Annotated in this window: 26 protein-coding genes; 19 read left to right on the top strand and 7 right to left on the bottom strand. The window is 70.2% G+C overall.

The annotated features are described in order from the left end of the window. The first annotated feature begins 157 nt into the window (after nt 1-157). Both AC3EO7_RS17990 and AC3EO7_RS17985 read left to right on the top strand, forming a co-directional pair. Complete coding sequence (locus AC3EO7_RS17990) at nt 158-1,267, top strand: LuxR C-terminal-related transcriptional regulator (protein ID WP_431969256.1); 1,110 nt, start codon at nt 158-160, stop codon at nt 1,265-1,267. A 380-nt stretch (nt 1,268-1,647) separates the two neighbouring features. Then, nucleotides 1,648-2,457: a hypothetical protein gene (locus AC3EO7_RS17985; RefSeq protein ID WP_435591812.1), complete on the top strand. Its 810-nt coding sequence runs from the start codon at nt 1,648-1,650 to the stop codon at nt 2,455-2,457. Between the two features lie 56 nt (nt 2,458-2,513). Here AC3EO7_RS17985 and AC3EO7_RS17980 read toward each other — a convergent pair whose 3' ends face one another. Then, nucleotides 2,514-3,182, bottom strand: coding sequence for a metal-dependent transcriptional regulator (locus tag AC3EO7_RS17980; RefSeq protein ID WP_431969538.1), 669 nt, complete (start codon nt 3,180-3,182; stop codon nt 2,514-2,516). A 782-nt stretch (nt 3,183-3,964) separates the two neighbouring features. Between AC3EO7_RS17980 and AC3EO7_RS17975 the strand changes: the two genes are divergently transcribed. Continuing rightward, on the top strand, nt 3,965-4,384 hold the full coding sequence (locus AC3EO7_RS17975) for a LuxR C-terminal-related transcriptional regulator (RefSeq protein ID WP_435591811.1): 420 nt from the start codon (nt 3,965-3,967) through the stop codon (nt 4,382-4,384). Nucleotides 4,385-4,608: 224 nt separating this feature from the next. Beyond that, nucleotides 4,609-5,601, top strand: coding sequence for a bifunctional riboflavin kinase/FAD synthetase (locus AC3EO7_RS17970; protein WP_431969250.1), 993 nt, complete (start codon nt 4,609-4,611; stop codon nt 5,599-5,601). Between the two features lie 2 nt (nt 5,602-5,603). On the opposite strand, the gene AC3EO7_RS17965 is transcribed toward AC3EO7_RS17970, so the two are convergent. Next, nucleotides 5,604-5,837 (bottom strand): nuclear transport factor 2 family protein, encoded by a 234-nt coding sequence (locus AC3EO7_RS17965; RefSeq protein WP_431969248.1) that lies wholly within the window; start codon nt 5,835-5,837, stop codon nt 5,604-5,606. A gap of 162 nt (nt 5,838-5,999) precedes the next feature. Between AC3EO7_RS17965 and rpsO the strand changes: the two genes are divergently transcribed. The 4 genes from rpsO (at nt 6,000) to AC3EO7_RS17945 (ending at nt 12,134) form a co-directional block, all read left to right on the top strand. Then, the gene (gene rpsO, locus AC3EO7_RS17960) at nt 6,000-6,269 is read left to right on the top strand and encodes a 30S ribosomal protein S15 (RefSeq protein ID WP_067847364.1); all 270 of its coding nucleotides are present in this window, start codon (nt 6,000-6,002) and stop codon (nt 6,267-6,269) included. A 479-nt stretch (nt 6,270-6,748) separates the two neighbouring features. Continuing rightward, a complete protein-coding gene (locus AC3EO7_RS17955) occupies nt 6,749-9,019 on the top strand; it encodes a polyribonucleotide nucleotidyltransferase (RefSeq protein WP_435591810.1) in 2,271 nt (756 codons plus the stop codon). Between the two features lie 95 nt (nt 9,020-9,114). Continuing rightward, nucleotides 9,115-10,410 (top strand): M16 family metallopeptidase, encoded by a 1,296-nt coding sequence (locus tag AC3EO7_RS17950; RefSeq protein ID WP_431969243.1) that lies wholly within the window; start codon nt 9,115-9,117, stop codon nt 10,408-10,410. Between the two features lie 344 nt (nt 10,411-10,754). After that, the gene (locus tag AC3EO7_RS17945; RefSeq protein ID WP_435591809.1) at nt 10,755-12,134 is read left to right on the top strand and encodes a tetratricopeptide repeat protein; all 1,380 of its coding nucleotides are present in this window, start codon (nt 10,755-10,757) and stop codon (nt 12,132-12,134) included. Here AC3EO7_RS17945 and AC3EO7_RS17940 read toward each other — a convergent pair whose 3' ends face one another. Next, on the bottom strand, nt 12,135-12,476 hold the full coding sequence (locus AC3EO7_RS17940) for an ArsR/SmtB family transcription factor (RefSeq protein WP_435591808.1): 342 nt from the start codon (nt 12,474-12,476) through the stop codon (nt 12,135-12,137). A gap of 50 nt (nt 12,477-12,526) precedes the next feature. On the opposite strand from AC3EO7_RS17940, the gene AC3EO7_RS17935 reads away from it, so the two are divergent. Beyond that, a complete protein-coding gene (locus tag AC3EO7_RS17935; RefSeq protein WP_435591807.1) occupies nt 12,527-13,798 on the top strand; it encodes an MFS transporter in 1,272 nt (423 codons plus the stop codon). A 28-nt stretch (nt 13,799-13,826) separates the two neighbouring features. Here the strand turns inward: AC3EO7_RS17935 and AC3EO7_RS17930 are convergent, their stop codons facing one another. After that, nucleotides 13,827-14,222, bottom strand: a complete 396-nt coding sequence (locus AC3EO7_RS17930; protein ID WP_435591806.1) for a hypothetical protein — start codon at nt 14,220-14,222, stop codon at nt 13,827-13,829. Nucleotides 14,223-14,365: 143 nt separating this feature from the next. On the opposite strand from AC3EO7_RS17930, the gene AC3EO7_RS17925 reads away from it, so the two are divergent. Next, nucleotides 14,366-15,766, top strand: coding sequence for a pentapeptide repeat-containing protein (locus tag AC3EO7_RS17925; RefSeq protein WP_435591805.1), 1,401 nt, complete (start codon nt 14,366-14,368; stop codon nt 15,764-15,766). Between the two features lie 145 nt (nt 15,767-15,911). Here AC3EO7_RS17925 and AC3EO7_RS17920 read toward each other — a convergent pair whose 3' ends face one another. Further along, nucleotides 15,912-16,307 carry a VOC family protein gene (locus tag AC3EO7_RS17920; protein WP_435591885.1) on the bottom strand — a complete coding sequence of 132 codons (396 nt, stop codon included), beginning with the start codon at nt 16,305-16,307 and terminating at the stop codon, nt 15,912-15,914. 194 nt (nt 16,308-16,501) lie between these two features. Here AC3EO7_RS17920 and AC3EO7_RS17915 point away from each other — a divergent pair, with 194 nt between their 5' ends. Continuing rightward, nucleotides 16,502-17,608: a zinc-binding dehydrogenase gene (locus AC3EO7_RS17915; protein ID WP_435591804.1), complete on the top strand. Its 1,107-nt coding sequence runs from the start codon at nt 16,502-16,504 to the stop codon at nt 17,606-17,608. A gap of 154 nt (nt 17,609-17,762) precedes the next feature. Next, the gene (locus tag AC3EO7_RS17910) at nt 17,763-18,647 is read left to right on the top strand and encodes an NAD(P)-dependent oxidoreductase (protein ID WP_435591803.1); all 885 of its coding nucleotides are present in this window, start codon (nt 17,763-17,765) and stop codon (nt 18,645-18,647) included. Here AC3EO7_RS17910 and AC3EO7_RS17905 read toward each other — a convergent pair. Then, on the bottom strand, nt 18,628-19,107 hold the full coding sequence (locus AC3EO7_RS17905; protein ID WP_431969229.1) for a MarR family winged helix-turn-helix transcriptional regulator: 480 nt from the start codon (nt 19,105-19,107) through the stop codon (nt 18,628-18,630). The genes AC3EO7_RS17910 and AC3EO7_RS17905 overlap by 20 nt on opposite strands. Before the next feature lie 33 nt (nt 19,108-19,140). Between AC3EO7_RS17905 and AC3EO7_RS17900 the strand changes: the two genes are divergently transcribed. The 7 genes from AC3EO7_RS17900 (at nt 19,141) to AC3EO7_RS17870 (ending at nt 24,634) form a co-directional block, all read left to right on the top strand. Continuing rightward, nucleotides 19,141-19,557 (top strand): MarR family winged helix-turn-helix transcriptional regulator, encoded by a 417-nt coding sequence (locus AC3EO7_RS17900; RefSeq protein ID WP_435591801.1) that lies wholly within the window; start codon nt 19,141-19,143, stop codon nt 19,555-19,557. A 217-nt stretch (nt 19,558-19,774) separates the two neighbouring features. Further along, nucleotides 19,775-20,521: a 4-hydroxy-tetrahydrodipicolinate reductase gene (gene dapB / locus AC3EO7_RS17895; protein WP_431969225.1), complete on the top strand. Its 747-nt coding sequence runs from the start codon at nt 19,775-19,777 to the stop codon at nt 20,519-20,521. Between the two features lie 52 nt (nt 20,522-20,573). Further along, complete coding sequence (locus AC3EO7_RS17890; protein ID WP_431969223.1) at nt 20,574-21,077, top strand: hypothetical protein; 504 nt, start codon at nt 20,574-20,576, stop codon at nt 21,075-21,077. Nucleotides 21,078-21,083: 6 nt separating this feature from the next. Next, a complete protein-coding gene (locus AC3EO7_RS17885) occupies nt 21,084-21,536 on the top strand; it encodes a flavodoxin family protein (protein WP_431969221.1) in 453 nt (150 codons plus the stop codon). Nucleotides 21,537-21,646: 110 nt separating this feature from the next. Continuing rightward, entirely contained in the window at nt 21,647-22,336 is a 690-nt protein-coding gene (locus AC3EO7_RS17880) for a response regulator transcription factor (RefSeq protein ID WP_435591800.1), read from the top strand. Next, nucleotides 22,300-23,622 carry a sensor histidine kinase gene (locus AC3EO7_RS17875; RefSeq protein WP_431969215.1) on the top strand — a complete coding sequence of 441 codons (1,323 nt, stop codon included), beginning with the start codon at nt 22,300-22,302 and terminating at the stop codon, nt 23,620-23,622. Before AC3EO7_RS17880 ends, AC3EO7_RS17875 begins: the two co-directional genes overlap by 37 nt. Continuing rightward, nucleotides 23,615-24,634 carry a hypothetical protein gene (locus tag AC3EO7_RS17870; protein WP_431969213.1) on the top strand — a complete coding sequence of 340 codons (1,020 nt, stop codon included), beginning with the start codon at nt 23,615-23,617 and terminating at the stop codon, nt 24,632-24,634. Before AC3EO7_RS17875 ends, AC3EO7_RS17870 begins: the two co-directional genes overlap by 8 nt. Before the next feature lie 6 nt (nt 24,635-24,640). Here the strand turns inward: AC3EO7_RS17870 and AC3EO7_RS17865 are convergent, their stop codons facing one another. Continuing rightward, nucleotides 24,641-25,639 carry an RNA polymerase sigma factor gene (locus AC3EO7_RS17865; protein ID WP_435591799.1) on the bottom strand — a complete coding sequence of 333 codons (999 nt, stop codon included), beginning with the start codon at nt 25,637-25,639 and terminating at the stop codon, nt 24,641-24,643. Between the last annotated feature and the right edge of the window lie 12 nt (nt 25,640-25,651).

The following is a 25,651-nucleotide window of genomic DNA, read 5'->3' as shown; positions in this document are numbered from 1 at the left end:
TCCCGCGATCGAGGGGGTTCGCCACCGGCGACGCGCGATCGACGGGTCGAGTGTTCGCGGCCGAGGTCTCCGTGGGCCGGAATTTCACCGCGCGGCGGGCGCTTACCCCTCATATGTGGGATGGCGAGCGCGCGACAGGCGGCCGAGGATGACACGCATGACCGCAACGACCGCGTTGGACGCACTGCTCGCGAGCATCGCCGCCGCGCCCGACGCGCACGCGCTGTTCGCCGACGCGTCGGCCCGCCTGCGGCGCATCGCGCCGTTCGACGCCGCCGTGTGGGTGGCCACCGATCCGGTCAACGGGCTCACCACGGCGCCGGTGCGGGTGGAGAACCTGCACGAGGGCGGCTGCGGAACCTACTGGGAGTCGGAGCTTTTCGCCGAACACGTCAATCTGTTCCGCGATCTGGCGCTGGCGAAGGTCCCGGTGGCCGGGCTGCGGGAGGTGACAGGAGACCGGCCGACGCTGAGTCCGCTGTACCGCAGCTTCATGCGTCCGCGCGGGTTCGACGACGAGTTGCGCGCGGTGTTCCGGGTGGACGGGCAGCCGTGGGGACAGCTGAGCCTGTTCCGCGAGCGGGGCAGGCCGCCGTTCCGTGCCGAAGACATCGCCCTGGTCCAAGTTCTCTGCACGCCGATGGCGCAGCGATTGCGCGCCTTCGCGCTGCCCAGCGCGACACCGCCGTCCGCTCTCGCCGCCGCGCCCGGTCTGCTGCTGTTCGGCGCGGGCGGCGAACTGCTGTCCCTCAACGACGAGGCCCGCGAGCTGCTGGCCGAGATGCCGCCCGGCCCTGCCACGCAGACCCCGCTCGGCATCGATCTGCCGCTGCCGGTCTGGATCCTCAGCACCGCAGGCCGCGCCCGGCTCACCGGAGTCGCGTCGCGGATCCGGGTGCGCACCACCGCGGGGCGCTGGCTGGTGTGCCACGCGACCTGCCTGCGCGACGCCGAAGGGCGTTCGGGCACAACGGCTCTGGTGATCGAGCAGGCCAAGCCCGCCGAGGTGGCCGAGTTGATCGTCGCCGCCTACGAACTCACCTCTAGGGAACTCGAGGTGACCGAACTCGTCGCCCGCGGCCTGCCCACCGCCGATATCGCCGCGCGGCTGTTCCTCTCCCCGCACACGGTGCGCGACCATCTGAAGTCGGTCTTCGACAAGGTCGGCGTCACCAGCCGCGGCGAACTGGTCGCCAAACTCTTCACCGAGCATCGCGAACCCCTGACGGCCGCCGCCACGGTCCGCGTTCTCGATGCCGCGAGCTAGACCGACACAGCGGCGGCTACCAGACGATCACCCGCGCTCTGCGCCGCAGGGCGCGGCTGGCCGCCGAACACGACGCGCCGCGCGGGCCAGGCCGACCGGTGCGCGATGACGCCACGCCCGCGACCGATTGCGGTGTCGGGCGATTCGACCACGGCGCGATCGGTCGCGCGCGACGCGCCGCCCGAACCTCGGCGAGGACGGCGTGGTTTCGCCGCCGCGTTCGTGCCCACGGAGGCTCGGCGCGGACCTCGTACGGCACGGTCCGGTCACAGGCGCGACGCACCGTCATAACACCCCGTACAGTCCTGTTGACCTGCGTTAACGCGTTTCCCGCTCGGTCGATACGTCGGTAAGAGTGGCTCGATCCGGAGGCTAGGGCGATGCGGGCGGTGGGAATCGTCGGGGTGGTGTGCGCGGTGTTCGCGCTCGTGGCGGGATGCGGCCGAGACGCCGACGTGGCGGATCGTCCGGCGGCGAGCGCCACGGTGAGCGTGAGCGCGACCACCGCGGGCCGTACACCCCAGATCGCCGAGGCGCCCGCCGCCCCCAACTCCCCGCAACCGCGCCCTGCGCCGCCGTCGCCCGCTCCCGCACCGCGACCGCCCGCTTCGCCCGTACACGGCACCGCCGTCATCGAGACCGTGACGCTCGGCGGCGTCGCGGTACCAGACGTCCCGGTCAGCGTGCGCCAGATGCGGCCGTGCGATACCGCGCAGCGCGATATTCCGTTGGGCGCCACCGAGATCGCGCACTGGGACGCGGTGACCGGTGACGACGGGCGGGCCGTCTTCGTGGTGCCGGTCGGTTGCTTCCGATTCCGGATGGACCCGCCGCCCGGCACCGACCCGGTGCCCGAGGGAATGCACACGCTGTTCGTCACCGAATCCGGTCAGGTCGTGACCGGCACGCTGCGCTTCAACGATCCGGCGCCCGCGGCCTGCGCCGCCGCGACCATCGTCGACGAGCTGGACGACGCGGGCGACCTCGCGGCCCACGCGGCGACGGTCGGTGAATGCGACGGAGCCTGGGCGGTCATCGCCTGGGACATCCCCGGCGACAGCCGGCGCATCGTCCACCGCGGTCCCGGCGGCTGGCGCACCTACGTCGCCTTCCCGCACGACACCTGCTGGTCCACCGCCGCAGCCGACAGCGTCCCGAGTCGCCTCGAACCGTACTTCCACTCCTGCTGACGCACGCGGCAGGTGTAGCCCCTGCGAGGCGTCGAAATGGCTTGCGAGGCAGTAGGTCAGGCCGTGAGCCAGATGGCTTCGGCGGCGGGGCGGCCGAGATCGGTGGTGGCGGTGGCATCGCCGATGCGGATGGCGATGGTGCCCGCGAAGTCGCGGCGTTCGACGACGGCGATGGTGGTGTCCAGCGCGATGCCGACGGAGTCGAAGTAGCGCAGCATGTCCGGGTCGGAATCGGAGATGCGGGCGACGCGGCCGGACTGGCCCGCCTGGAAATCGCTGAGCTGGCGCGCGGGCGGCGTCGGCACCGCGCCGTCCACCGACGGGATGGGGTCGCCGTGCGGATCGCGGTCCGGGTAGCCGAGTTTGGCGTCGATGCGGGCCATGAGCAGTTCGGAGACCGCGTGCTCGAGCACCTCGGCCTCGTCGTGCACCTCGTCCCAGCCGTAACCGAGTTCGTTGACCAGGAAGGTCTCGATCAGCCGGTGCCTGCGCACCATCGCGACCGCGGCACGGCGGCCGTGCTCGGTGAGCGTGATCGAGCCGTACCTGGCGTGCTCGACCAGGCCCTGGTCGGCGAGCTTGCGCACGGCTTCGGAGACGGTGGAGGCCGAGACGCCGATGCGTTCGGCCAGCAGCTTGGTCGACACCTTCTCCTGCGACCACTCCTGGGCGGTCCAGATGACCTTCAGGTAGTCCTGGGCGACCGAGGTCAGCTCCGGCGCCAGGGTCGCGGTGCTGCCGCTCGGCTCGCCCGGCGCGGTGCTGTCGGTCAGCTCGCGGCGGGTGGCGATGTCTCGTTTACCAGGCACATACCCGAGCTTATGCACTTCGGTCCCGATTCACACAGTCGGACACCGGGATGCGTCGAACTCGTTCACCGCTCGTGTTCTCGCCGGTCGTGGCCCGGTCGCCCGCGGGCAATGTCCCGGACGGAACCGCAGGTCGGCGTGTGCCTGGACGAGCGCGGTCGTTCCGGCGCGGCGCGACCGCGAAAGCTGACGGCCCGCTCCGGACCGGGTCGGTTGTGTCCGCGATTTGCTCGGAGGAAGCTGAGAGAGTCGGGGCCGTCGGAAGATGGTTCGGTGGGCCCACGTGCGATCCCCTCTCGTCACGAGCGTGGCGGCACTCGCCGCCGTGCTGAGCACGGGTGTGGTGCTCGCCGTGGACTGGAGCGATGCGGCCGTGCGCGATCCGGCGCGCACTCTGTTGCTCGGGCCGCGCGAGGCCTTCGCGGCGGCGCAGCATCCGGCGTGGCCCGCGTTCACGTCCGCCGAACTCGTGCTCTACCTCCTGGCCGGTGCGGCGGTCGTGGTGCCGGGACTGTGGATCTGGACCAGCGGCCGCTACGACCTGGCCGGTCCGCTGCTGGCCGTGGCGGGTCTGACGTGGCTGGCGGCGGGCGTGCGCCGCTCCAGCGACCCGCTGCCGTTCACCGCGGGCGCCCACCTACACCGACGAGGGTGTCGTCGCGGCCGCCACCATCCGGCGCGACTGCCCGGGGACGGCCGTGCTGCTGCTCTCGCAGTACATCGAGGCCGACAGCGTGCTGGACCTCCTCCGCGACGGCGCGGACCACCTCGGCTATCTGCTGAAGGACCGGGTTTCCGACATCGACGACTTCGTGGCCGCGCTGCGCCGGGTCGCCTGCGGCGGATCGGCGATCGATCCCGACCTCGTCACCCGCCTCGTCGGCAGGCCACATCGTGGCCACCGCCCGCTCGACGAACTCTCGCCGCGCGAACGAGAAGTCCTGCGGCTCATGGCCGAAGGACGCTCGAACCGGGCGATCGGCGCCGCGCTGTTCCTGGGGGAGCCGACGGTCGAGGCGCACGTGCGCAGCATCTTCGTCAAGCTCGGCCTCCAGCCCGAACCCGACGACCACCGCCGCGTCCTCGCGGTGCTGACGTATCTGCGCGCCGAGTCCTGATCAGCGCACCCGCCCGGCGTCCAGTCGGGCCGTTGCCGTCCAGGAAGTGGACGACCTCCCGCAGATGCCCGTCCGGGTCGGCGAAATAACCGGCGTAGATGCCCCACGCCGGGCCAGGAAGTCTTGAAGGAATCGGACATGTCCGCGTGACGGTGCGGCAGACGTTCTGTGACATCTGGTACGCCCGAATACTGTTCGCACCTCGACTTGCGTAGGCTGCGAACGTGCAGAGATGGCGATCCCTCGACGAGGTGCCCGCGGACTGGGGACGGTGCGTGCTCACGATCGGCGTGTTCGACGGAGTGCACCGCGGCCACGCGCAATTGATCAGCCGGGCCGTGAAGTCCGCGGCCGCGCGCGGCGTCCCCTCGGTGTTGATGACCTTCGACCCGCACCCCATGGAGGTGGTGCGGCCCGGATCGCACCCCGCGCAGCTGACCACGCTGACGCGGCGGGCGGAACTGGTCGAGGAACTGGGCGTCGACGTGTTCTGCGTGATGCCGTTCACCCACGAATTCATGAAGCTCACCCCCGGCCGCTACGTGCACGACCTGCTGGTCGAGCGGCTGCACGTGACCGAGGTCGTGGTCGGCGACAACTTCACCTTCGGCAAGAAGGCGGCGGGCACCGTCGAGACCATGCGCGAACTGGGCGAGCGCTTCGGCTTCGAGGTCGACGGCGTGACGCTGCTCGCTGAGCACGCGGTGACCTTCTCCTCCACCTACATCAGGGCCTGCGTGGACGCGGGCGACATGGCCGCGGCCGCCGAGGCGCTCGGCCGCCCGCATCGCGTCGAGGGCGTGGTCGTGCACGGCGACGGACGCGGCCGCGAACTCGGCTTCCCCACCGCCAACGTAGCGCCGCCCATGCACGCGGCGATCCCGGCCGACGGTGTGTACGCGGGCTGGTTCACGGTGCTCGGGCCCGGCCCCACGATCGGCACCGTCACGCCGGGCGAGCGGGCGATGGCCGCCATCTCGGTCGGCACCAACCCCACGTTCTCCGGCCGCGCCCGCACCGTCGAGGCGTACGTCATCGACGGTGACGCCGACCTCTACGGCCAGCACGTCGCGGTGGACTTCGTCGAGCATCTGCGCGGCATGCGCAAGTTCGACACCATGCACGACCTCATCGAGGCCATGGGCCGCGACGTCGAGAATTCGCGCAAGGTGCTCGCCGCCGCCGACGCGGGAGCTCGGTCGAGCACCGAGTCCTGAGCTCAGTCCTGATCCTCGCTCGGCACCGTCCAGCGGTAGATCTGACCGTCGCGCAGCTCGTAGGAGACGGGCGGCGCGCTGGTCGGGTTCGCGGCGATGTGGGCGAGCACCTTGGTGCGCCCGCGAATCGTGTCCGCGCCGTCGGTCCACCGCAGATACGGGTGCAGCAGCGGACGCAGGGACGCGTAGTCCCCGCGGGCCAAGGTGTCCAGCACGTCGCGTACGGCGGGATCCATGGCTCGATTGCAGCACGCCGATCCGGTGGCCGCACCGCGATTGGGTTCGCGCGATGCGCTCCGGTAAGGTGGATCCTCGGGTTTGCTGCGGTCCGCGGTGGCGCCCGACCCGGGAAACCGGAACCTTCGAACGCGGAACTGAGAAATAGGAGTGGATGCCTCGTGGCGCTGACCACCGAGCAGAAGTCGGCGATTCTCGCCGAGTACGGCCTGCACGAGAAGGACACCGGTTCGCCGGAAGCGCAGATCGCGCTGCTGTCCAAGCGGATCGCCGACATCACCGAGCACCTGAAGAAGCACAAGCACGACCACCACACCCGCCACGGCCTGATGGCGCTGATCGGTCGTCGCAAGCGCCTCTCGAAGTACCTGCAGGACAACGACATCGCGCGTTACCGCTCGCTGATCGAGCGCCTGGGCCTGCGCAGGTGATCTCCCGCCGCGCCGTCGGCGCGGCGAGTTCCGCGGCTTCCCGGCCCGGGATCCGACGATCTCGGGCCGGGGCCGCGAACGGTGATCGACGGCCTCGCACGAGGCGGTGAATCCGTCCGAACGGACGTGCGACACGCTGCCTGCCAGAGGCGGTCGTCATATCGCCAACGGCGAGACGTACAATCTCCCCGTTGGCTATTTGTGTATGAGGGGTGGACCGCATCCCGTCGTACGACAACATGGACAGCCGTATGCACCCGCCGCGTGGCGTCGGTCTTCGGTAGTGGCCTCCCGGCGCAGCGCCGGCGGGCTTCGATCGATGACCGCCTCCGCGTCGCCGTATCCAAGGGGATTTCGGCCGGGTGTGCGCGTCGCAGCCAGGAGGGTTGCCGCGCGTCCGTCTCCGGGTACGGCTGACGACAGCCGGATCGCGCCCACTGCGCGCTCGAGCCGGCGAGACGAGAGGTTGAGAGAAGAGAATGTCCGAAACAACTGAAAGCAAGTCCTCGGCCGTAGAGGTCGAGCCGGGTGTGTTCGAGTCCGTCGCGCTGATCGACAACGGCTCCTTCGGCACCCGCACCGTACGTTTCGAAACCGGTCGGCTGGCCCGCCAGGCCGCCGGTTCGGTCGTCGCCTACCTGGACGACGAGACCATGCTGCTGTCGGCGACCACCGCGAGCAAGGCGCCGAAGGATCAGTTCGACTTCTTCCCGCTGACGGTCGACGTCGAAGAGCGCATGTACGCCGCGGGCCGCATTCCCGGCTCGTTCTTCCGCCGCGAGGGCCGCCCGTCCACCGACGCGATCCTGACCTGCCGCCTGATCGACCGTCCGCTGCGTCCGTCCTTCGTCGACGGCCTGCGCAACGAGATCCAGGTCGTGGTCACGGTCATGAGCCTGGACCCGAAGGATCTGTACGACGTCGTGGCGATCAACGCCGCGTCCGCGTCCACCCAGATCGCGGGCCTGCCGTTCTCCGGCCCGGTCGGCGGCGTGCGCGTCGCGCTGATCGAGGGCCAGTGGGTCGCGTTCCCGACCGTGGAGCAGCTCGAGAGCGCCGTGTTCGACATGGTGGTCGCGGGTCGCGTGGTCGAGTCCGGCGACGTCGCGATCATGATGGTCGAGGCCGAGGCCACCGACAAGGTCATTGCCCTGATCGAGGGCGGCGCGCAGGCGCCGACCGAGGCCGTGGTGGCCGAGGGCCTGGAGGCCGCCAAGCCGTTCATCGCCCGCCTGTGCCGCGCGCAGGCCGACCTCGCCGAGCTGTCCGCCAAGCCGACCGGCGAGTTCCCGCTGTTCCCGCCCTACGAGGCCGACGTGTTCGAGGCCGTGGAGGGCACCGCCAAGCGTGAGCTGAACGAGGCCCTGAGCATCGCCGACAAGCAGGAGCGCGAGGCGAAGATCGACGAGATCAAGCTCGACGTGCTCTCCCGCCTCGGCGACGACTTCGCGGGCCGCGAGAAGGAGCTGGGCGCCGCCTTCCGCTCGGTCACCAAGAAGCTGGTGCGTCAGCGCATCCTGACCGACGGCTTCCGCATCGACGGCCGCGGCCTGGCCGACATCCGCGCGCTGTCCGCCGAGGTCGCCGTGGTGCCGCGGGCGCATGGTTCGGCGCTGTTCGAGCGCGGCGAGACCCAGATCCTGGGCGTCACCACGCTGGACATGGTGAAGATGGCGCAGCAGGTCGACTCGCTCGGCCCGGAGACCTCCAAGCGCTACATGCACCACTACAACTTCCCGCCGTTCTCCACCGGTGAGACCGGTCGCGTCGGTTCGCCGAAGCGTCGCGAGATCGGCCACGGCGCGCTGGCCGAGCGGGCGCTGATCCCCGTGCTGCCCAGCCAGGAAGAGTTCCCGTACGCGATCCGTCAGGTCTCGGAGGCGTTGGGCTCCAACGGTTCCACCTCGATGGGCTCGGTGTGCGCCTCCACCCTGGCGCTGCTGAACGCCGGTGTGCCGCTGAAGGCCCCGGTCGCCGGTATCGCGATGGGTCTGGTCTCCGACACCGTCAAGAACGACAAGGGCGAAGACGAGGTCCGCTACGTCGCGCTGACCGACATCCTCGGCGCCGAGGATGCCTTCGGCGACATGGACTTCAAGGTCGCGGGCACCCGCGAGTTCGTCACCGCGCTGCAGCTCGACACCAAGCTGGACGGCATCCCCTCGCAGGTGCTGGCCGGCGCGCTGAGCCAGGCGCACGACGCCCGCACCACCATCCTGGACGTGATGGCCGAGGCCATCACCACCCCGGACGAGATGAGCCCGTACGCGCCGCGCGTCACCGCGATCAAGATCCCAGTCGACAAGATCGGCGAGGTGATCGGCCCCAAGGGCAAGGTCATCAACCAGATCACCGAGGACACCGGCGCCAACATCTCCATCGAGGACGACGGCACCGTGTTCGTCGGCGCGACCGACGGCCCGTCGGCGCAGGCCGCGATCGACGCGATCAACGCCATCGCCAACCCGCAGCTGCCGAAGGTCGGCGAGCGCTTCCTGGGCACGGTCGTCAAGACCACTGCCTTCGGCGCGTTCGTCTCGTTGCTGCCGGGTCGCGACGGTCTGGTGCACATCTCCAAGCTGGGCAACGGCAAGCGGGTCGCCAAGGTCGAGGACGTGGTGAACGTCGGCGACAAGCTGCGCGTGGAGATCGCCGACATCGACAACCGCGGCAAGATCTCGCTGATCCCGGTCGACGAGAGCGCCGAGGAGCCCGGCGACTCGGATGCCGTCGACGCCGGAACCGAGTAGTACTTGTCGGTGTGACGAAGAAGAAGACGGCAACCCCCCTGCTCCCGACCGGGCAGGGGGGTTCGTCACTACAGCGGCGGGTGGACGAGGCACGGATGGCGGATACCGGGGTGCGGCGCACCGTGCTACCCGGGGGGCTGCGGGTGGTCACCGAGCACGTGCCGGGCGTGCGCTCGGCTTCGATCGGCGTCTGGGTCGGCGTCGGCTCGCGCGACGAAGGGCGCACGGTGGCGGGCGCCGCGCACTTCCTGGAACACCTGCTGTTCAAGGCGACTCCGACCAGGAGCGCGCTGGACATCGCGCAGGCCATGGACGCCGTCGGCGGTGAACTGAACGCTTTCACCGCCAAGGAGCAGACCTGCTACTACGCGCACGTGCTCGACGAGGATCTGCCGCTGGCGGTCGATCTCGTCTCCGACGTCGTGCTCAACGGCCTGTGCCGCGCGGTGGACGTGGACGTCGAGCGTCAGGTGGTGCTCGAGGAGATCGCGATGCGCGACGACGACCCGGAGGATCTGGTCGGCGACGCGTTCCTCACCGCGCTCTTCGGCGACCACCCGATCGGACGACCGGTGATCGGTTCGGTGGAGTCCATCGAGGCCATGCAGACGGGTCAGCTGCGGAGCTTTCACGTGCGCAGGTACCGTCCGGACCGGATGGTCGTCGCGGTCGCGGGCAATGTCGAGCACGACCACACGGTGGAACTGGTGCACCGCGCGTTCGAAAGCCGCCTCGACCTGGCAGCCGAACCGGCGCCGCGCCGGGAGGGACGGTTCCGTCCGCACGGTGTCCCGGAATTGGAGTGGAACTACCGCGACAGCGAACAGGCCCACCTCGCCTTCGGCGTCCGCGCGTTCGGCCGCCACGAGGGCGATCGCCGGTGGCCGCTGTCGGTGCTCAACACCGTCGTCGGCGGTGGGCTGAGTTCTCGTCTGTTCCAACGGATCCGGGAGGAACGCGGCCTGGCGTACTCGGTGTACTCCAGCGTGGACACCTTCGCCGACACCGGCGCGTTCTCGGTGTACATCGGCTGCCAGCCCGAAAACCTCGGCAAGGTGGCCTCTTTGGCGCGTGGCGTACTGGAGGAGGTCGCCGAGCACGGCATCAGTGATGCCGAATGCGCTCGCGCGAAGGGCTCGCTGCGCGGCGGATTGGTGCTCGGCCTGGAGGATTCGGCTTCCCGGATGAACCGGATCGGTCGCAGCGAACTGAGCTACGGCAACCACCGCAGCGTCTCGGAGACGCTCGCGCGGATCGACGCGGTCACCACCGAGGAAGTCACCGCCATCGCTCGCACGCTGCTCGCCCGGCCGTTCGGTGCGGCGGTCGCCGGACCGTATCGCCGATCCCGCGATCTGCCCGTTGCGGTGCGCCGTCTCGTCGATCATTGAGCCGCGCGTACGTAAGTCGTTGTGCGGCTGAGTAGCGGTACTGGGATCGAGCGGGCCTGAGTGGCTGAGGAATTGGGGCGGCGAATCCTCGGTGGCGGGTCGACCGACCGAAGCTGCTGCGGCTGAGGTGGTCGACGCCGCGGAGGCCGTCGAGCCGCTGAACGATACGACGCCCGCGCGCCCCTCGGTCGACGTTCGGCAGTGGTCCTCGGAATGTGGTGGGGCATTGCCGAGTTGGCGGCGAAGAGCTGCTGAGCGCGACGCTGCCCTGTCCGGTTGTCGATGTGCGTTCATCGAGGCCGACCGGGTAGCGTGCGGGCGACCGATCTGGCGAGGGGGAGTCGATGAGCACGGTATGGGAGGCGGTGGGGCGGGCGCGCGCCGCGCGGGATCTGGATCGGCTGCCCGAGGCGCGGCGCATTCTCGGCGAGGCGCTGTCGGCGGAGCCGTTCGATCCACTGTTGCTCACCGAACTGGCCGATATCGATTACCGGCTGGACGACCACACCGCGGCGCTGCGGGGCGCGCGGGCCGCGATCGCCGCCGACCCGAACCGGGTCGACGCCTACCTGACGGCCGCCCTCGTCCTGCATCTGGAGGACGAACGAGACGAGGCGCTGCGGCTCGCCCGCGCCGCGCTGCGGATCGCGCCGTACAGCGTCAGCGCGCTGCTCACCCTCGCCCAGATCATCGCGGGCGGTCCGAAGACGGACGAGCTGCGCGCCGAGGCCCGCGCCGCGCTGCGAACCGCGTGCGAATACGCGCCGCACGACGCGGACGTCCTCGCCCACGCGGCCGAAAGTTACCGGAAGCTGGCCGATTCGGCCGAGGCGCGCCGCCATGTGGAGCGCGGGCTCGCCGAGAATCCGCTGCACGTCGAACTGCTGGAGATGCGCGCCCGGCTGGAGTTCGAAGATTTCTCCACCCGCGACAAGGCGGTGGCGACGCTGCGCGGACTGCTCGGCGCGAGCCCGGACCACGCGCCCGCACGGCGGCTCCTCGCCGAGATCATGTGGCGGGCGCTGTTGCGTCTGGCGGCATGGGTGTGGTTCTTCGTGGTCGCGGTCGTCGCGCTGTCGATGTGGGTCGGTCCCGGTGTGCTGCGGGTCGTGACCCCGGTGCTGTTCCTCGTCGTGTTCGCCGCGTGGATTCGAGTGTTCCGCTCCCTGCGCGGGCAGTTGCCGCCGCGCTATCTGCGCAAGCGGCTGCTGCGCCGCCCCGAAGCGCTGCTCGGACTGTGCGTGCTGGTGTTCGCGAGCCTGATCGCCGACCTCGGCGCGGTGGTCTTGCGCAGTTCGCTGGTCGGCGTCGGCTACGCGCTGCTGATCGTCGGGGTGTTCGGTGCGTGCCTGGCGCACCTGCTGCTCTTCGCGGCGTGGCTGCGCCGGTTCGGTGACGAGACCGACCGCGACGCCGCCGAGAGCTACGCGCTGCTGAGCGTCACCGCGGTGGTGTGCTTCGGACTCGTGGTGCTAGGCGTGCTCGGCGCACTGCGGTCGTGGTCGCGGGCGCCGGAAGCCTTTCCGGTGCTCGCCGCGGCGCTCGGCGTCGTCGTGGTGACGTTGCTGCTCGAACTGTTGCTCGTCTTCGCGGTGGGGCCGAGGTACTGGCGGCGGCCGGTCGCCTATTGCGCCGTGCTGCTGACGTTGCTCGCTCTGGCGGTGCTCGGAACCCGGTGGAGCTTTCTGCGGATGGCGGCCGAGACGTTCACCGGGCCGTCCTGATCACCGGGTGATGTCGACCGTCGCGTCCTCGTGCGCCCGGTTGGCGGCATCGACGACCACGTCGAGCAGTCCGGGGAGCGCGGCGTCGAGGTCTTGGGCGCGCAGCCGCTGACAGGTCTGTCCCTCGATGACGAGGCGCTCGATCACGCCCGCCTCGCGCAGGATCTTGAAGTGGTGGGTCGCGGTGGACTTGTTGATCACGTCGTAGAGCGCGCCGCAGCGCACGGCGGTCCCCGCGTTGCGTAGGCGGCGCACCATCTCCAGGCGCACCGGATCCTGAAGCGCGCCCAGCACCGCGGGCAAGGGTGCGATGGGCGGAGCGGCTTCTTTCGCGTCGGTCATGATCTACCTCACTAGGGGGTTTGATGATCATCGAACCGGTTGTATGGTCGATGGAGTTCGATCAATATCAAACTTACCTGATCGGGGTATCGATGGCAGCGACAACGGCAGTGGCCGCCGACGAAAGGACCACGCAACGCTGGGCCTACGCGCTGGTGCTGGTCGCCAGCGGCGTGGCGCTCGGCGTGTCGGGCGTGCCCGCGCCGCTGTACGGCATCTATGAAACGCAGTGGCACCTCTCGCCGCTCACCACCACCATCGTCTTCGCGGTGTACGCCATCGCTGCGCTGGGTGCGGTCCTGGTGTCCGGCCGCATCTCGGATGTGGTCGGCCGAAAGCCCGTGCTGCTCGGCGCATTCGCCACCATGATCGCGGGGTTGGTGGTGTTCGTGCTGGCCGACTCGGTCCCGATGCTGTTGCTGGCCAGGGCATTGCACGGCATGGCCGTTGGCTCCACCGTGGTGGCGGGCGCCGCCGCGCTGCTCGACCTGCGTCCGCACCGCGGCGCGCGCTCCGGACAGCTGAGCGGCGTCGCCTTCAATGTCGGTATGGCCGTGGCGATTCTGGGTTCGGCGCTGCTCGCGCAGTACGCGCCGCACCCCCTGCGCACGCCCTACGTCGTCATCACGGTGGTCTGCTTGGCGATCGCCGCGGGCGTGCTCGCCCTGCAGGAACCGCACAGCGCCCGGCAGGCGGGACGGATCCGCATCGCCAAACCGGCCGTGCCGCAGGAGATCCGAGCGGACTTCTGGTTCTCGGCGATCGGCGTGATGGCCGCCTGGTCGGTGCTCGGCGTGCTGCTCTCGCTGTATCCGTCGCTGGCCGCACAGCAGACCGGCATCCACAACCTGGTCTTCGGCGGTGCGGTCGTCGCCTCGACCGCCCTGTCCGGCGCCACCGCGCAGCTGTTCGCGACCGGCATCCCCGCGCGCAGGGCCGCCGTCCTCGGCGACACCGGCATGGCGCTGGCGCTGCTGCTCACGGTGCCCGCGCTGGCCACGCACAGCTGGATCGCGGTGCTCGGCGCCGGCGTCGCCCTCGGCGCCACCTTCGGCCTCGGCTTCGGCGGATCGCTACGCCACCTGTCGAATGTCGTCCCGCAGCACAAGCGCGGCGAGACGATGTCGGCGTACTACCTGCTCGCGTACTCGGCGATGGCGTTGCCGACGATCCTGGCGGGCTGGGCGGCTACGACCTGGGGGTTGGACACGGTGTTCCCGTGGTTCGTCGGGGTGGTGGCGGTGGCTTGCCTGGTGGCGGCTGGGTTGGGGGTTCGGGGGAGTCAGGCGGAAGTAGTCGAGGCGGTGGCGGTTTCGGACTAGGACCGGCCCCCGGGCCGGGGCTGCCGAATCACTCCTCCACGGCGGTCTCGTGCACGGTCAACCAGCGATACCCGGAACTCGAATCCTCCAACACGGCTGACACCCGGCGCGAAGACGAGCCCTCATCGGAAAGGTGGCGCTCCAGAAATCGCACCACCACGAGCTCACCCTCGTGGTACAGCTCCGTCAGCTCGGCCACCTCGATCCGCAAGCCCGGCTCCGTATTTCGCGCTTCCCGCAACCCGGTCAGCAACTCGTCGCGGCCGAGCACCGTACCGCACATGGCCACCATCGAGAACCGCTCGTGCTGCGCTTCGGCGAACCGCTCGAAGACCTCGAGCGGTGCGGCCGATCCCAGCCAAGCAGCGAGGTCGGCGTGCAGCGATTCGACCACACTCACGATGTCCTTCTCCTGTCCGGTCATCTCCGAATCATACGAATGAATTGCCTCGCAGCGTTTTCGCGCACCTCGCGGGCAACTACGAATGCCGCGCGGTGTAGCGAAGCTCTGCGAGGACGGAATCGGCCCGGTAGTGGGGGCGCGGTGATCGGGTTACCATGCAGCTCATGCGATGGTGGGGGAAGTTGGGACGCCGGATGCACCGTGCGGCGTTGTTGCTCGCGGTGTTCGGTGCGGTGCTCGGTGGACTGGCCGTCGCGGGGTTGACCTGGTGGTTGTTGTGGTGGGGGCTCGGTGCGAAGGCCGAGACGCCGAATCAGGTGGAGCTCACCAAGATTGCGTTGTCGGTGTCGGCGGGCGTCGGCGGCGCGGTGGCATTGGTCGTGGCATACCGGCGGCAGCGCGACCTGGAGCGCGGCAGGTTCGCCGAGCTGTTCGGGGCGGCGGCGCGGCAACTCGGCGACGAGGATCCGGCCGTTCGGCTGGCCGGTGTCTACGCGATGGCCGGTGTGGCGGACGAGTTCTCGGCTCCGGTGCGGCGTCAGCAGTGCATCGATGTGCTGTGCGGATACCTGCGCCTGCCCTACGAACCGGACGACGGCGCCAACCACCTGATCTCGCGCGCCGAGACCGCCCAGGAATCGGGCCGCGAAATCGAGCGCGTCTATCGGATACGGCACAACGATCGCGAGGTGCGCGCCACCATCGTGCGCGTGATCGCCGAACACCTACGGCCGTACACCGAAGCGTCCTGGTCGCGTTGCGATTTCGATTTCACCGGCGCGGTGCTGGAGAACGCGGACTTCGAGGCGACCGAATTCGGCGGGCGCTGGACCACTTTCGCCAGAGCCAGGTTCGTCGGCGACCGTTTCGCCGACTTCAACCGGACCCGGTTCACCGGGCACCACGTAACCTTCCGCGACGCCGCCTTCGCCGTTCCGATCGTGAACTTCGAGAACACCGAATTCCGCACCGAGCGAACCACCTTCGACGGCGTGACCTTCGAGAGTCAGCGAACCTGCTTCGACGACGCGACCTTCGCGGGCGCGCGCACCGGGTTCGTCGGCGCGCGATTCCTCGGCGCGCGAACATCGTGGCGGGCGGCCGTGTTCCGGGCCGAACTGACCTCCTTCGCGCAGGCGACCCTGGACGGCGAGCACGTCTGCTTCGAGCGGGCCGTCTTCTCCGGTCAACGTGTCGCGTTCACCGCGGCGCAACTCTATGCCACGGCCGTCACCTTCGAGGAAGCCGAACTCGGCGCCGCCCAGCGCCTGCGCCGCCGCAGTACCCGCGAAATCGATTTCGTCGGAGCGGAATTCCACGGCGCGGTGAGCTTCGCTCGCAGCACCATCGCCGGACGCACCGCCGACTTCCGCACCGGCGATTTCTTCGGCGAGATCTCCTTCGTCGCCACCCGATTCATCGCAGGGGAAACGCATTTCGACCGCCCCAAGGCATGGGTCGGCGTACGTTTCGACTGGGACGACAACCCCACCAGCAAACCCGCTTCGGTACAACCGAATCTGTGGCCGCCTGCCCCGGAGACCGCGCCCACGCCGAGCGCCTAGCACCGCGGGCCGGGGCGCGGTAGCCGAGCCCGCGCTGGAGCTTCGAGCACAAGCGGGCGGCACCCGAAGTGGATGCCGCCCGCTCGCGCACTACTCGTGGCTCCGCCTTCACCCGGCCCTGCACCGGCTTCCGGCGGACGGCCCACTACTCCCGCCAACCCCCGTACGGAACGGTGATCAATTCCATGAAGTGGCCGTTCGGGTCCAGGAAGTACACGCCGCGCCCGCCGTCGTTGTGGTTGATCTCGCCGGGCGCCTGCTGGCGCGGATCGGCCCAGTGGTCCAGCCCGTAGCGCTGGATCTTGGCGTAGGCCGCGTCGAACTCGGCCTCGGAGACGAGGAAGGCGTAGTGCTGGGGTTGGATCTCGGTGACATCCTCGGGCACGGCCGCGAAGTCGAAATCGACGCCGTTGCTCATCGGAAGCTCGATGAACGGTCCCCATTCCTTGCCGACTTGGAGGCCGAGGATATCGGCCCAGAATTCCGCGGAAACTCGGTTGTCGCGGCAGCCGACGATGGTGTGGTTGAACTGAATGGACAGGATATTCTCCTCGAATCGTGACGGTCCCGACCCTGGGCTCGGTACAAGGCGGCCTACAGGAGCACCGTCACGCCGAACGACAATAGCGGCGGATCCCCGGCCGCGCCACCCTCCGCTTCTCCGGAGGTCGTCGCGTCGCCCGAGTTTCGGCGGTGTCGGCGCCACTCCGCGCGGCGCGCGGTAGCGTCGCAACCATGAAGATTCGTGGAGCGGTCCTGGAGCGGATCGCGGCGCCGGCACCGTTCGCCGAGTCGGCGCCGATCAACGTCTGTGAGCTGGAGCTCGGCGAACCGGGACCGGGTGAACTGCTGGTGCGGATCGAGGCCGCCGGGCTGTGCCACTCCGACCTCTCGGTCGTGGACGGCAACCGGGTGCGCCCGGTGCCGATGCTGCTCGGGCACGAGGCGGCGGGCCGCGTCGTGGCGGTCGGTGCGGGCGGCAGCGATATCGCCCTCGGGCAGCGCGTGGTGATGACCTTCCTGCCCCGCTGCGGCGAGTGCGCGGGCTGCGCCAGCGAGGGCCGCACACCGTGCGTGCCGGGCAGCGCGGCCAACAACGCGGGAGAACTGCTCAACGGCGGACGCCGGCTGCGCCGCGACGACGCGGAGGTGCACCACCACCTTGGCGTCTCGGCGTTCGCGACGCACGCGGTGGTGGACCGCCGCTCGGTCGTCCCGGTCGACGACGACGTGCCGCCGGAGGTCGCGGCGGTGCTCGGCTGCGCGGTGCTCACCGGCGGTGGCGCGCTGCTGAATTCGGCGCGACCCGGGCCCGCGGATCGGATCATGGTGGTCGGCCTCGGCGGTGTCGGCATGGCTGCCGTGCTGGTGGCCGTCTCACTGGGCGCTCCCGAGGTGATCGCCGTCGACACTGTCCCCGAAAAGCTCGCTATGGCAAAGGAGCTCGGCGCTACGGCGACATACACCCCGGCCGAGATCGCCGAACAGGGCGTGCAAGCCGAGGTGGTCGTCGAGGCGGCGGGCAACGTGCGCGCGTTCGAGACCGCGGTCGCGGCGACCGCGCCGGGCGGCACCACGGTCACCGTCGGTCTGCCCGCCCCCGACGCCCGCGCGAGCATCTCGCCGCTGGGCTTGGTGGCGCAGGGACGCTCCATCGTGGGCAGCTACCTGGGTTCGGCGGTGCCCTCGCGCGACATCCCCGAGTACGTGCGGATGTGGCGGGAGGGGCGGCTTCCGGTGGAGCGGCTGGTGTCGGCGCACGTCGGCCTGGACGACATCAACCGCGCCATGGACGAGCTCGCGGCCGGGCACGCGTTGCGTCAGGTGATCGTCTTCGACTGACCGGTGATCGTCGTCACCGCTGCCGCGCCGTGCGCTCGTTGCTTACCTGGACGTGCGTATTCGACCGAAAAGTAGGTACTTGTCGGTCGTCGCGGCCCCGCGCAGACTCGCCTCCGCAAGCCCCGGACGGGGACGAAACGGCTTGGGAGGCAAGATGACCGACGGAGCGCGCGGGCCCGTGACCGTAGTGGGACTCGGTTCGATGGGCGGTGCCGTGGCCGCGGCGTTCGTCGCGGCCGGACATCCCACCACGGTGTGGAACCGCACCCCCGGCAAGGCCGCCGCGCTGGTGGCGCTCGGCGCGAGGCAGGCGACGACGATCGGCGACGCGGTCGCGGCGAGCCCGCTGATCGTGTCGGTGCTCACCGGATTCGAGGCCACGCTCGACGCGCTCGCCCCGGCGGGCGAGGCGCTGGCCGGACGCACCCTGATCACCCTCAACAGCGGTACACCGGCGGGCGCACGGCGCGTCGCCGCGTGGGCCGAGGCGCGCGGGGCGCGCTTCCTCGGCGGCGCGATCAAGAACGTGCCCGCGGCCGTCGGCGCCGCCGACACGCTGCTGTACTACGGCGGTGACCGCGCCGTGTACGACGAATACCTGCCCACGCTGGGTGTACTCGGCGGCGAGACAGTGCATTTGGGCGACGAACCGGATCTCGCCGCGCTGTACGAGTCGGCCGTCGGCGCGACCCTGCTGCCCGCCCTGCTCGGCTTCTTCGAGGGCGCCGCGGTGCTCGCCGCGCGTGGTATCGAGGCCCACGCGATGGTGCCGTACTCGGCGAAGTGGCTGCGGATGATCGAGTCGCTGCTCCCGCTGCTGGCCGAGGAGATCGACACCGGCGACTACACGAAGCTTGGCTCCTCGGTGGGGCTCTTCCACGACGCCGTCGGCGACGACCTGGCGGTGGGCGCGGAATTGGGCGTCGACATGTCGTGGCACGCGCCCATGGCGGAGTTGCTGCGCCGTGCGGTCGCGCGCGGGTATCGCGAACACAGTGTGACGGCGCTGATCGAGGTGCTCAAGACTCCGGCGGCGTAGCGTCGGCCGCGTCCATCGCGTCCACGAAACGGCCTAGCAACCGGGCGAATTCGGCGCGTTCGCGCTCGGTCCAGTGCGCCATCGCCGCCGCCGTCGCCGCCGCGCGCCTGCGGTGGGCCGCGGCGAGGATCCTGCGGCCGAGCTCTGTCGGCCGCAGCACCGCCTTGCGTCCGTCGCGCTGGTCGGCGACACGTTCCAGCCATCCCTCCGAAACGGCATGGGCGACAAGGCGGCTCGCGCGCGGCTGGTCGACGCCCAGTGCCGGGGCAAGCGCTCCCACGGTGGCGTTCTCGATGCTCGATGCCGCATCGAGAACCCGGAAAACCGCTGCGGGAACCCGGCTCTCGCCCGCCAGCGCGCCGCGCGTCTGCCTGTGCCGGATGCGGACCATGGCCGCCGCGACCGCCTCGGTGTACGCGCTGTGCTCTTCCATCGCACCTATTTCCATGTAAGACTGCATATAAATGTCATAGTACATGTACTTGGAGGACTGATGGCCGAGCACAGAATCGGATACCTGCTCAAGGAACTCGACCGGCTGATCGAGGCGCGATTCGACGACGATCTCGCGGCAGGCGGGCTGAGTCGTCGCCATTGGCAGCTGCTGCACACACTGTCCGAGGGGCCGCGCTCGGCCGACGAGCTGCGCGAAGCCTTGGCGCCATTCTGGAAAACCGAGGGGGAATGGCGCATCGAGATTCGCGACTTGTCCTCGGCCGAGCTGATCGACGGCGATGCGGGCGCACTCGCCCTGACCGCCGCGGGCCGGACGATCCACGACGAAACTTTCGTCCGTATCGGCGAACGCCGCCGCGCGATGGCGTCGGGGGTCGAACCCGACCAGTTCGCGACCACGTTGCGAGTCTTGGAACGGATGATCGGCAATCTCGCTGGCACTCGGAATGGGTGAAACCGCGGCGACGGCCGAGTCGCACGGGGTGGACATCGTCACCCGCAATGTTCGGCACTTCAGCTCTACCGGGGTGCGAGTCGCCTGTCCGTGGACATAGCCCTATCGAGTTATGCGCATCAATCGATGCATTGCGAGGCGAGTGGACGCCCGGGGAAGTCGCGCTCCCCCACCGCTCGATAGGCTTGCCCCAACACCAGCGGAACGAGGAGGTGCGGTGACCATTCGGGTCGGAGTGCTCGGAGCACGCGGGAAGGTCGGACAGGCGATCTGCGCGGCGGTACAGGCGGCGGACGACCTGGAGTTGGTCGCTGAGGTCGACAAGGGCGACGCGCTGGAGACGTTCGCGGCGAACGGCGTCCAGGTTGTGGTCGACTTCACCCACCCCGACGTGGTGATGGGGAACCTGAAGTTCCTGGTGGAGCACGGCATTCACGCGGTCGTCGGCACCACGGGCTTCGACGAGGCGCGGCTGAACGAGGTGCGCGGCTGGCTGGCCGACCGCCCCGAGACCGGCGTGCTGATCGCCCCGAACTTCGCCATCGGCGCGGTGCTGTCCATGCGCTTCGCCGAGCAGGCGGCGCGGTTCTTCGAATCCGTCGAGGTCATCGAGCTGCACCACCCGAACAAGGCCGACGCGCCCTCGGGCACCGCCTACCGCACCGCGGGCCTGATCGCCGAGGCCAGGGCGCGCGCGGGTGTGGGCCGCAGCCCCGACGCGACCACCACCGAACTGGAAGGCGCGCGCGGCGCCGACGTCGACGGCGTACGGGTGCACTCGGTGCGCCTGGCCGGGCTGGTCGCGCACCAGGAGGTGCTGTTCGGCACCCAGGGCGAGACCCTGACCATCCGGCACGACTCGATCGATCGCTCCTCGTTCGCGCCGGGCGTGCTACTCGGCGTCCGGGAGATCGCGGGTCGACCAGGCCTGACCGTCGGACTCGATCCGTTCCTCGATCTATGAGCGGGATGAGCGAGCGCGCCGTGCGGTCGACGGCCCCGTCGAAGGCGCACCCGTGAACGCCGAACCGGAGGCGAATGCCAGCCGCGGTGAGATCGTGCGCGTCGTCGGACTGATCGCCGCGCTGGTACTCGCGCTCGGTTTCTACTTCCTGCTGCTCGGCCGAATCGCGTTCGCCCTGATCGGCTCCGGCGAACCCGCTGGCGTCGCGATGGGTATCGGCGTGCTGCTGCTGCCGATCGTCGGCGTGTGGGTGGTGGTCGCCACCGTGCGCGCGGCACTCGCTCACCAGCACCTGTCTCGCCGCATCCACGAGGAGGGCCTGGAACTGGACACCTCCACGCTCGCGCGGCGACCGTCCGGCCGCATCGAACGCGCCGCGGCCGACGAACTGTTCGAGCAGGTGAAGCAGGAATGGGAGGCCGACCCGGACAACTGGCGGGTCTCCTATCGCCTGGCCCGCGCCTACGACTACGCGGGCGACCGCACCCGGGCGCGCGAAACCATGCGCCGCGCGGTGGCACTGGAGAAACTGGAACGCGAGCAGCGCGAAGGGTAGCGAACAGTGGCCCGACTGTTGATCATCCACCACACCCCGTCGCCGCACATGCAGGCGATGTTCGAGGCGGTGGTGTCCGGCGCGACCGATCCCGAGATCGAGGGCGTCGAGGTGGTGCGTCGTGCGGCGCTCGGGGTCACCGCGAGCGACGTGCTCGCCGCCGACGGATATCTGCTCGGCAGCCCGGCGAACCTCGGCTACATGTCGGGTGCGCTCAAGCATGCGTTCGACACGTTCTACTACCCGTGCCTGGACTCCACCAAGGGTCGCCCCTACGGCCTGTACCTGCACGGCAACGAAGGCACCGAAGGCGCCGAACGCGGTGTCGATCGCGTGACCACCGGGCTCGGCTGGGTGAAAGCGGTCGCGCCGGTGATCGTCATGGGCGCGCCGACCAAGGCGGACTTGGAACAATGCTGGGAGCTGGGCGCCACGGTCGCCGCACAGCTGATGGAATAGATCGGCCCCGATTTTTGGTGTCTGACCGGCTTGCCCACAGTGCCGTCATACTGCGAGGTGACGTTGAAGCGGGGGGCTGTGGACGAGTTGCTCGGGATGGGAGTGTCTAGGTGACGTGGGCCGACGGCGGCGGCGAGAGGGTAGCGCGAAGGATCGGGCTGGTCGAGGACCACGAATCGGTCGCGATAGGGCTCGCCGCGATGCTCGCGCCGGAACCGGATCTCGATCTGGTGTACACGGCGGGAACCGTGCCCGACCTGCTCACGGCGGCCGGGCCGGCGGCCGCGCTGGATCTGGTGGTGCTGGATCTGCGGCTGGCCGACGGCTCCGCACCCGAGGACAACGTGCGCGCGCTGCGTGAACGCGGCATCGAGGTGCTGGTGTTCACCGGAGCCGACAACGCGTTCTTGGTGCGGTCCGCGGCTCGCGCCGGCGTGCTCGGCGTGGTGCGCAAATCCGAGGACGTCCCGACCGTGGTGGCGGCCGTGCGCCGCGCCGCCTCGGGTGAGCAGGTGGTCACCACCGACTGGGCCGCCGCCATCGATGGCGACCCGCAACTGTCCGACGTGGGCCTCAGCCCCCGCCAGGAGGAAGTGCTCACCCTGTACGCCTCGGGCGAGAAGGCCTCCCGCGTGGCACGCTTGACCGGCCTCTCCGAGCAGACCGTCAACGACTACCTCGGCCGCATCCGCCAGAAGTACGCCGACGCGGGCCGTCCCGCCCCGACCAAGACCGACCTCTACAAGCGCGCCGTCGAGGACGGATGGCTTCCGGTTCCCGAGCGGCACCCGCGCGGATGATCCCGTCCAGCACGCTGGACACCGCATCGAGCGCGCTCGCGCCCGGACCCGACTCGACGTCGGCGAGCCGGTGGCGTCGCGTACGGGGAGTGGTGGGCGCCAACCATATCGACGAGGCCGCCTCGGACCGCATCCTGCGCAGGCTCGGGTTGACCTTCGCCATCGCCGGAATGATCGCCGCGGTGGTCGAGCTGCCGGAGATCGCCGATCAAAGCCGGTTCGCGCCGCTGGGCTGGACGGTGCTCGCGTTCGCGCTGGCCTTCGGGTGGTCCCCGGTGCTCGCCATCGTGTCGGTCCGCATGAGCAGGCGGGTCATCCAGTTCGTCGCGGGCGCCGCGGCGATCAGCTACATCGTCGCGATGGCGCTCATCCCGTTCGCGTATCACCAGCCCGTGACCGACGCCACCTCGGTGTGGCTGTACCGGGTGTTCGCGCTGGGCGTGCTGGCGGCGGCGCTGGCCTGGCGGCGGCCGATCGCGGTGTGCTACTTGGTCTTCGGCGGCGCGGTGGCGTCCGCTGCCAACATGTCCGTGGTGCCGCACGGCACGGGCTGGTCGCTGCTCAGCGATTTCGCGCGTGCCGTCGGGCTGTGCGCGCTGTTCCTCTGGTGTGCCGTCTACGCCAGGGCCGCCGCCGCCCGCGTCGACCGGGAATCGGCGATCGCGAGCAGCCGGGCCGCCGCCGCGGCGGGCGCGGCCGCCCGCGACCGGGAACGCGCCCGCTTCGCGGCGCTGATCCACGACGCGGTGCTCTCCACGTTGCTGGACGCCTCGCGCACCGGCACCGATTCCCCGGTGCTGCGCAAGCAGGCCGAACGCACCCTCGCCCAGCTCGACGAACTGCGCGGCAGCGAAGCCGAACCCGACCGGCTCAATGCCCAAGGGGCCGTCGGCTTCCTGCGCGCGTCGGTGCACGAGGTCAACCAGGGCATCGCGTTCAGCGCGCGCCGCTGGTCCGGAGTGGACGACCTGCGGCTGCCGGTGGACGCGGCGGGAACCATCGCCGCGGCGCTGGCGGAGGCGGTGCGCAACAGCCTGCGGCACGCCACGGTGCCGGGGCGCGCGGTGCAGCGCGCGGTCACCGTCACAGTGAGCGCGGGCGGTATCCGGGTGGTCTTCCGCGACGACGGCGCTGGCTTCGACCCGGCCAAGGTGCCGGTGGACCGGCTCGGCATCTCGGTCAGCATCCTCGGCCGCATGCGCAGGCTGCCGGGCGGCGCGGCGTTCGTCGAATCACAGCCGGGGGAAGGCACGTCGGTGACGCTGGTGTGGGGGAGCGATGGTTGACGCCGATTCCGATCTCGGGGTGCGCGATCTGCTCGGCCTGCGCGACGCGGCGGCCTGGCTGTTCCTGATCATCCTCGAGGTGACCATCGTCCTGTACATGGTCCGCAACTTCTCCGACGCGTCGCCGTTCGCGGCCATCACCGGGATCGTCCTGCTCGTGGTGGCCGGGGTCCTGGTGCTCGTCATCCCGGTGGACCCCTTGCCGTGGCCCGCAACGGTTTTCGTGGCCGCCTCCGGGCCCGCCGCGACCGCACTGAACACCTTGCACATCGATGAGGCCTGGTCGAAGCCGGTGTGGTCGGCGTTCGCCTCTTCGTATGTGCTCGCGGTGCTGGTGCTGCGCGGCAGGCTCGGAGCCGCCTGGCTCGGCGTCGCCGGCGTGGCCGCGGTGGTCGCGACCGTCAGCGCGACGGCCGGGCTGCGCGGCGGCGTCCTCGCGGGGACCGTGGTGCCGATCGCGACGGTCGCGAGCGTCTCGGTGTGCGCCGCGATCATGCGGCCCACCCAGCGCTCGCTGCGCCTGCTGCGCGAGGAAGCGACCATGCGCGCGGCGGCCGAGGCCACGATGGCCGCGGAGAACGGCGAACGCGATCGACAGCTGGCCCGGCTGGACAAGGTGGCGCGTCCGATCCTGGAGCGCATCGCCGACGGCGTCGAACTCACCGCCGCCGAGCGCGAACAGTGCAGGCTGCTGGAAGCCGAACTGCGCGACGGTCTGCGCGCGCCCCAGCTGGTCACCGACGAACTCAGCAGCGCCGCCCGCGGCGCGCGCTCGCGTGGTGTCGAGGTGGTGCTGCTGGACGACGGTGGTTTCGCCGGTGTGCCGCGCTGGGTGCGGCAGCGGGTGATCGACGCGGCGATCAGGGAATTGGACGCGGCGAACGCGGGCTCGATCACGGTCCGCGTGCTTCCGATGGGCCGCCGCATCCTCGCCACGGTGCTCGCGAACGCCCCCGCCAATGCGCGCCGCACCGAGATCGACGCGGCGGGCGAGGTCGCCGTCACGATTTGACCCCGGTCATTCGAGCAACGGGAAACGGCCCGAGGTCAGCAGCCCGGTGATGGCATCGATCTTCGCTTGCGGCGCGGCGTAATCCGGGTGTGCGCTCAGCACGGCGGCGGCGTCGCGGAGGCGATGGATCTGGGCGGCGGCTTCGGCGACCCCGCGCCCGCCCGCGCTGACCCGGTGACCGGCGAAGGCCGGGTTGCCGATGTCGACGCGGCCGAGGGCCATGGCCTTGTCGACGCGACGTGGGCAGCGGCACAACGCCTTCGGCTCGACCACCCCGCAGGTCGACCGCAGGAATGCGGCGAGACGCTGTTTGACGCGTTCGAGCCGCTTCTGGCAGGCCGCCGGTGTGGTGCCGAGGATCCAGGCGGCCTCGGCGGCGGTCAGTTCGAAGATCTCGCCGAGCACGAAGACGACGCGTTCGTCGCGGCCGAGGCATTGCAGCATCGCCTGCGTGCAGCTCAGCCGCACTTCCTCGGCCAACAGGGCGGCCTCGGGGCCCGCGTAGTCGACGGCGGCGAGTCCGTCGGCGAGGTCGTCGCGGAGATCGTCCAGGCCGATCTGATCGCGTTCCTGCGGTGACCGCCTGCGCAGGTTCAGCAGGTAGTTGACGCCGACGCGGTAGGCCCAGGTCAGCAGTTTCGCCTCGCCCCGCCAGGTGGACAGCCGGGTGACGACGCGCAGCAGGATCTCCTGCACGGCGTCCTCGGCATCGGGCGGGCGGCCGACCATGCGCAGCGCCAGCCGGTACAGCGGATCCTGCAGGCGGCCGATCACCTCCCGCAGCGCCGCCTGGTCACCGTCGACGGCGCGCGCGACGAGCCGCAGCTCTTCCTGATCCGGGCCCGTCACCTGATGGCCGGGGACCTGGTCGGCTTCGACGGTCCGTGCCTCGAGCGGCCCCGACGGAGCGCTTCCGGCCGGGCTGTCGACGGGCTCGTGCGTGCCCCGTTCCCGCCGACGAGCGCTCGGCGGCGTGGCCGCCGCCCTTTCGGAAGCGTCGCGCATCGTTATCGATCC

The sequence above is a fragment of the Nocardia sp. bgisy118 genome (assembly GCF_057708605.1).
Note: the sequence above shows the minus strand (reverse complement) of the source record. Positions and strands in the feature narration are given on the sequence as shown.